A 5,478-nucleotide genomic window follows, 5' to 3' on the forward strand; every position below is an offset into this window, starting at 1 on the left:
TCGGAAGCGTCGCTACCTCGGTAGGTATTTTGCACTTCCATGGTGCAAAATCGCCTCGCAAAACGCGACGACTATAATGCCTCGGCCGTCCCCGTCACGAGACGCTCCGTGCCTTAATTCGGCACACTCCGCATCTCGCTCTCAGATGACTCTACGGCTCGTATAGATTTTTAGACACTCGTTCCGCCGACTCCGGACCTAAAGGCCCTACGTCACTCCGCTCTGCTAAAAATCCGAGCCTACCTCGGAATACTCACCCCGCGCTTGGCGCTCCCTGGCTCGCATCGGAGGTTATCTTGATAGCCGGTGAGAACTTTTTCATTCGTGTTCTCTTTCAGCACACTGATTAATGCTTTTTGTAGGGGTTGGATATTCATCGACTTCTATACAAATCACTTCATAATGCGTGTCATAAGGTTTTACTTTAACCACATCAAACTCCCCACCTTCAAAAAGAACTCGATCAGGCGGTCGGTTTGTGCGGATGTCAGCCCCATAAATAGGCACTTCTGAAAATAGTTCTATTCCAGTCTTGCGATTAAATGAGGTGGGGTCGTGTTTTAAGTGGTCGGAGTAGGGTAAAACAACGGCTTCCGTGTCGAAGGTTTTATCTACGACGTTGATCACTTTGCCTTCGTCGTTAACGTCTTGCCCAGGTTTGTAGCGTGTGATTGTTATTAGTTGTTTAGGTAAGTAAATCAATTTTACATGCTCTTTAATTTTAATGAACAACAACATCATTTTGGCTTAAGGTTAGCTAATTAGCCTGGAAAGTAAGCTGATTAGAGGAGCATAGTAATGCTAGAGAACAGAGACAAAATATCCAACGCAATTCAACAAGCAAAAACTTGGCTTCAAGAAAATAAACCAGGTTGGTATAACCCTTTTCATCGGAAGCATAATTTTGATGAAGAGCTCAGTGCTTTAGAGGCTTTGGAAAGGGTGGAATACACAGATGAGGCTATAAAAGAATGTATAAGAAAAACGGGCTATCACAAACATTCCTTTATTTCTTTTTTGCATAGTGAACAAGGAGCGATAAACGATCAACGAATTGATTTAACTAGTTATGATCGCCTGGATTCAACTTTATTCTTAAAAAAAACAACAGAAGAAAGAGAGGAGATATATTCTAAGGCGTTAGATTTATAATTCAATTTCATACGAGACATTAGCTCTCATATTGCCAAAATCAATAAGCGGTTTATCTGAGCCTTTTTTAGCAATCGTGCTTGGTGCATTGGTTGCAAAATTTCCGTTGGTTATCGTGGTTTTTATATCGCTGGCCATCTTTTCACCGATAGCGATTAGTTGGCCGTCAAAGCTTCGTGTGCCGCGAATCACTCGCCCTAAACGAATGGCAAGTGACCTCTTATAAAAGCCGTGAGCTTCAAGGGTTTGCTGCATAAAAGGACGCGCCGGAATATTGCGTTCAGGTACACCGAATTCATTGGCTCTTGCAATAGCCGCAATGGTTGGGCTGTTTTCTTTATCGTCGTTTTTCTCACCGCCAAAAAAGCCAACTTTTAAAGCCCGTGTGTTTATTGCTCCTTTCAAAGTTTTCTCTAAATCTTTAAGCAATTTGTCATTGATTTTAATATCCAGCTTGGCGGTCATTAAACATCCCTCGAATGAATCTAGGTTGATTAATCGTAGGGTCAGAGCGATACTTCACATCGTCGGCCTTATTAATTCCACCCGCATAAAAAGCACCAGCACCAAGATTGGAGCTGGCACGGCTTCTGATTGTCTCGGCTAGCTTTAAATATTGGTGAGACTTTTGTGAAAGGTCTTGGCTTACCTTCCCAGCCGTTTGATCTGCTTCGCGTGAGAATCGAGCTGCAATGCCCTCACAACAAGCCGCCGCCGCTTGGTCAGTGTTTTTGTATTGATCAAGAGTAAAGTTTATTTCTTCATCTTGAAGCAGCGGGTCTTTTTCGTTGGTATCGCCAATCAAGTAACGAATTTGAAAAAGAGGGGAAGCTTGTAGTTGAGAAACATCATAGGACCAACTCATTTTTTACCCTTCTTTTTGTGATAATCAATTTTGCCAGCCATAAATAAACATCTGAGTTGCCTTCGACTCAGCAATTCTTTTTTTATTTTCTGGCCTTTTTTGTAGTGTTTGCCTCCAAGAAGGAGGCCGAAAGCAGTTGAGGCGCAAAACTCTAGCGCCTCATTAAATTCTGTGTAATCGCGCATAGTAACTCCTATGCGGCTTTAGAAAGGCAGTTAGTGAGTAAAACTCCCATATCTTTGCAAGTAACCTCATTCACAAAACAGCTTTCAATTTCAATAATGTCAGAGCGCTTGGTGTTTTCATCACGGTATTTTAGAACGCGGTGGCCTTTTTTAGCCCCAGCAAGTCCTGTCCACTGGAAGGTACGGCATGCGGTCGCCATTGCAACATTAGTTGCTGGATTTGCTTTATACTGGATTAACACAGCATCGTCATTAATAAATTTAAGCTCAGCATCGGTTTTTTTGTTACCGCTTTCAGCTTTAATATTTTCAGTTGCGCTCATCACTTTAACTTCATCAACTTCAAGTAAAGCCGCAATCGCTTCGGGTGTAACATAAGCCGCGCCTGCCTTTGTACTTGTACCGTACTTAATGCGGTCGGCAATTTCAGGGTTATTCTTAATCGCTGTAAAAACACGGCGAGGGAAGGTGATAGAGTTCGGTCTAAAGCCCCCCGTTTTTTCTTCCATATCGTCGAGAACTTGAGAAAAAAACTCAATAGGCTTACTATCTGCAAGGTTAAATTGAATGAATTGATTTTCTCCTGGTTTTTCTGCAACGCCGTTGTATTCTGTGCCCCAAACGCCCGACTTGAAATAAGTATTAGCGGCCATTTTTTCTTTAAACAGCATCATTTGCATCGTTAAGAAGTCTGTATAATCCTTGTCAATCTTAAAGATACTGTCGGCGTTTCTACGGACTTCGTCAGGAATGCGAACAAGCAAAGCGTACTGAGCACATTGATAGGTACTATCAAAATTAACTGAAAAGTCTGCTTGAGCCGCACTAGTGCCTGGCGCTCGTTTTTGCATTTGGGAGCGATACCAGCTATCTAAGTCGTAGCTTGCATAATTATCAGACAAATTATTGACGGGAAGAATGGGCGAAACATTTCCGTACACATATTTTTGATTTCGATTAATGGCACAGACGCTTGCAGAGGTTAAAATGGTATTAAAATGTCGATCTGATGCAACTGTTTTCATGTATTTACCTTTTTTTACTGAACTTAAATAATGGTCAGAATTGACCTACAAAATTAAAAATTATGATGCTGGTTTTGGGATAGCGTGGCCGTTAGGAATAAGCATCACGCCGATAATGTCGTCTGTTGCGCCTGCTGAATCAATCGCCTTACCAATTGCCGTATCGCCTTCTCCGGCTTGGGCAATTTGACCATTGGCTGAGACTTTTACATAGTTTCCAGCGGTAATTGCTGCGCTGGCAATCATTTTTGCAATACCTGTTTGCATCACATCACACACTGCGCCTTGCCCTGGTTTATTTTGTAGAACACCATCACACAGCCCACCAACAGGCGCTAAATCGAACCCTGTTCCTGTATATGAAACTGCTGCGCCTTGGTTTGCGCTTAAATCTTTGGCGGCTGGAAGCACGCCGATACTGTAGCCCTGTAAAAACATTACAGACTCCTAAATTATTTTTTGAAAATTAAAAAAAAGAGAGTGAAAGGGAATTTAGATTAAATCTTCGTAACTACTGTCATCAGCCAACATTGCCGCAATAACGGCTTCATCTTCATCCATGCCATCTTTAGTAATGCTCTTAACTCTAGCCTGAAATTGCCCTTTTTTGCCTGCAAGCTTAGCCTCGCCAGAAAAGCCTTGTGCTTGGAAAAGTCCTTGCTCATGAGCTTTTGAAATGTTTGAAGCTCGTTCTAATGCTTGTACCATGTTTGCGTAGATGTCAGGGTGACTATCGTGTAAGGCTTTAAGTGAGTTTGCTTCAATTTCCTGACCACTGGCTTGTAAATCGCTGGCCAGCGCTTCAAACTTTTCAAGAGCGCGCTTTTCTTCGCGTTCTTCTAGCTGTTTGATTGTTTGATTTTGACTCTCAAGCATGGCTTTAAATGTGTTAATTTCGTCACTATCGCTTTTATTATCTTGTTTGGTTTCAAACATCGCTTTAATTTCTGGGTTGTCTTTTACCTCTTCAAGAAAGACTTTGAATTGTGTTAGCTTGTCAATTGAAGCTTGCGGCATTGTTTTATTTTCCTCTTTTGGTGGGTTAAGTAGGGCTTGTGGAACATTTTTATATCCGAACTCGTCAGGGTTTATTGAAGCTTGGATGTTAGAATCGCCAACAATCTCATCAGCGAAACCAAGTTCTTTCGCTTTTTTTGAGTCCATCCAGAACTCTTTATCTAGCATCGCGTCGATTTCATCTGTAGGAAGGCCAGTTTTTGCTTTATAGCCTTCGATCATAATTTCGCTCATGCCTTGAAGCGTTTTAGCGGTTTGCACCATTTCTTTGGCATTGCCTTGCATGGCTTTCATCGGGTGATGGATCATCATCATGGCATTTTTGGCCATCTTAGTTTTACTTGCAGACACAGCAATTAAGCTTGCCATTGATGCAGCCACCCCTCGACGGTCGCAATACAACGATCACCCAACTCTTTAATGCAATTAATCATTGCTGCACCTTCGGTAACACTGCCACCTGGTGAGTTGATGCGAATATTGACCGTGTGATCTTCTGGAATGGCTTTTATTTTGTTAACGAACTCGACGGCATCGCCTGGCATGATGGGGTGATAGACCATGACATCGGTTTGTTTATTTGATTTGGCTAGGAATTGAAAGTGTTTAGACATTTACTTTTCACCTAATTTAGCAAGTTGAATTACGGTTGCAATAGTTTAAAAACTGAATAACATCGAATGACTTTATTGTTTATTGGATTTTAGTTATGAGTGCAGATTTTATTTCTGGTGATGAAGTCATCTCTAGATCGAGTGGCCGCAAAATGATTTTCCTCAAAAAACAAGAAGACGGCAGGTATAAATGCACATGGTTTGAGGCAAATGGTAGTTGTGGGGTTAAAACCTTTGAAAAGCATGAGATAAAAAAGAAAAGCATCTGTTAATTTTTCGGCTTCAAAACAACCGTACACCGACAATTAGGATGCGTCTGCGGCGGATGATAAACCGCCCGACCGTCCCCTGTAGTAAACGGTTGGCCAACTAAAACAGTTTGCTTGTTCATCGGCTTGCAAATAAACTTAGATACCCTTGAGTCATCGCAGGTAAGCCACTGCTTTTTGCTTTGAGGACTGATAATTTGCTTATTCACCATGTCCTGCCACATCGCTTCTCTGCCTGCATGGATAGCAAAGCTTGACTCAGTGCGTGCAATCATAAGCGAGCGATAATTGAGTTTCTTGTTATATTCTTTCAATATCATCTTATCTAAAACATCAGGCTTTAACTCCTTT

Annotated in this window: 10 protein-coding genes; 2 read left to right on the top strand and 8 right to left on the bottom strand. The window is 41.8% G+C overall.

The genetic code is table 11. From position 1 onward, the window contains the following. Positions 1–318 precede the first annotated feature (318 nt). A complete protein-coding gene (locus tag BGC07_RS18810) occupies positions 319–702 on the bottom strand; it encodes a hypothetical protein (RefSeq protein ID WP_139121854.1) in 384 nt (127 codons plus the stop codon). Between the two features lie 96 nt (positions 703–798). On the opposite strand from BGC07_RS18810, the gene BGC07_RS18815 reads away from it, so the two are divergent. Beyond that, positions 799–1,152: a hypothetical protein gene (locus tag BGC07_RS18815; protein ID WP_069314595.1), complete on the top strand. Its 354-nt coding sequence runs from the start codon at positions 799–801 to the stop codon at positions 1,150–1,152. Here the strand turns inward: BGC07_RS18815 and BGC07_RS18820 are convergent. From BGC07_RS18820 to BGC07_RS23570, 6 genes are all read right to left on the bottom strand, one after another. Continuing rightward, the gene (locus BGC07_RS18820) at positions 1,147–1,617 is read right to left on the bottom strand and encodes a hypothetical protein (protein ID WP_069314596.1); all 471 of its coding nucleotides are present in this window, start codon (positions 1,615–1,617) and stop codon (positions 1,147–1,149) included. The genes BGC07_RS18815 and BGC07_RS18820 overlap by 6 nt on opposite strands. Beyond that, a complete protein-coding gene (locus BGC07_RS18825; RefSeq protein ID WP_069314597.1) occupies positions 1,595–2,017 on the bottom strand; it encodes a hypothetical protein in 423 nt (140 codons plus the stop codon). The genes BGC07_RS18820 and BGC07_RS18825 overlap by 23 nt, the downstream gene beginning before the upstream one ends. Before the next feature lie 193 nt (positions 2,018–2,210). After that, positions 2,211–3,227 (bottom strand): hypothetical protein, encoded by a 1,017-nt coding sequence (locus BGC07_RS18835; RefSeq protein ID WP_069314598.1) that lies wholly within the window; start codon positions 3,225–3,227, stop codon positions 2,211–2,213. A gap of 60 nt (positions 3,228–3,287) precedes the next feature. After that, the gene (locus tag BGC07_RS18840; protein WP_069314599.1) at positions 3,288–3,665 is read right to left on the bottom strand and encodes a hypothetical protein; all 378 of its coding nucleotides are present in this window, start codon (positions 3,663–3,665) and stop codon (positions 3,288–3,290) included. Between the two features lie 54 nt (positions 3,666–3,719). Beyond that, entirely contained in the window at positions 3,720–4,613 is an 894-nt protein-coding gene (locus BGC07_RS18845) for a Clp protease ClpP (protein WP_069314600.1), read from the bottom strand. Continuing rightward, a complete protein-coding gene (locus BGC07_RS23570; protein WP_069314601.1) occupies positions 4,601–4,858 on the bottom strand; it encodes an ATP-dependent Clp protease proteolytic subunit in 258 nt (85 codons plus the stop codon). Before BGC07_RS23570 ends, BGC07_RS18845 begins: the two co-directional genes overlap by 13 nt. Before the next feature lie 95 nt (positions 4,859–4,953). On the opposite strand from BGC07_RS23570, the gene BGC07_RS20990 reads away from it, so the two are divergent. Further along, the gene (locus BGC07_RS20990) at positions 4,954–5,130 is read left to right on the top strand and encodes a hypothetical protein (RefSeq protein ID WP_158007029.1); all 177 of its coding nucleotides are present in this window, start codon (positions 4,954–4,956) and stop codon (positions 5,128–5,130) included. Here BGC07_RS20990 and BGC07_RS18855 read toward each other — a convergent pair. Continuing rightward, positions 5,127–5,478 (bottom strand): phage minor head protein (locus BGC07_RS18855; protein WP_069314602.1); only part of this gene is annotated, 352 nt, incomplete at its 5' end. The two genes, BGC07_RS20990 and BGC07_RS18855, sit on opposite strands and share 4 nt — an antisense overlap.

It is taken from the genome of Piscirickettsia litoralis, assembly GCF_001720395.1.
GTDB classification, from domain to species: domain Bacteria; phylum Pseudomonadota; class Gammaproteobacteria; order Piscirickettsiales; family Piscirickettsiaceae; genus Piscirickettsia; species Piscirickettsia litoralis.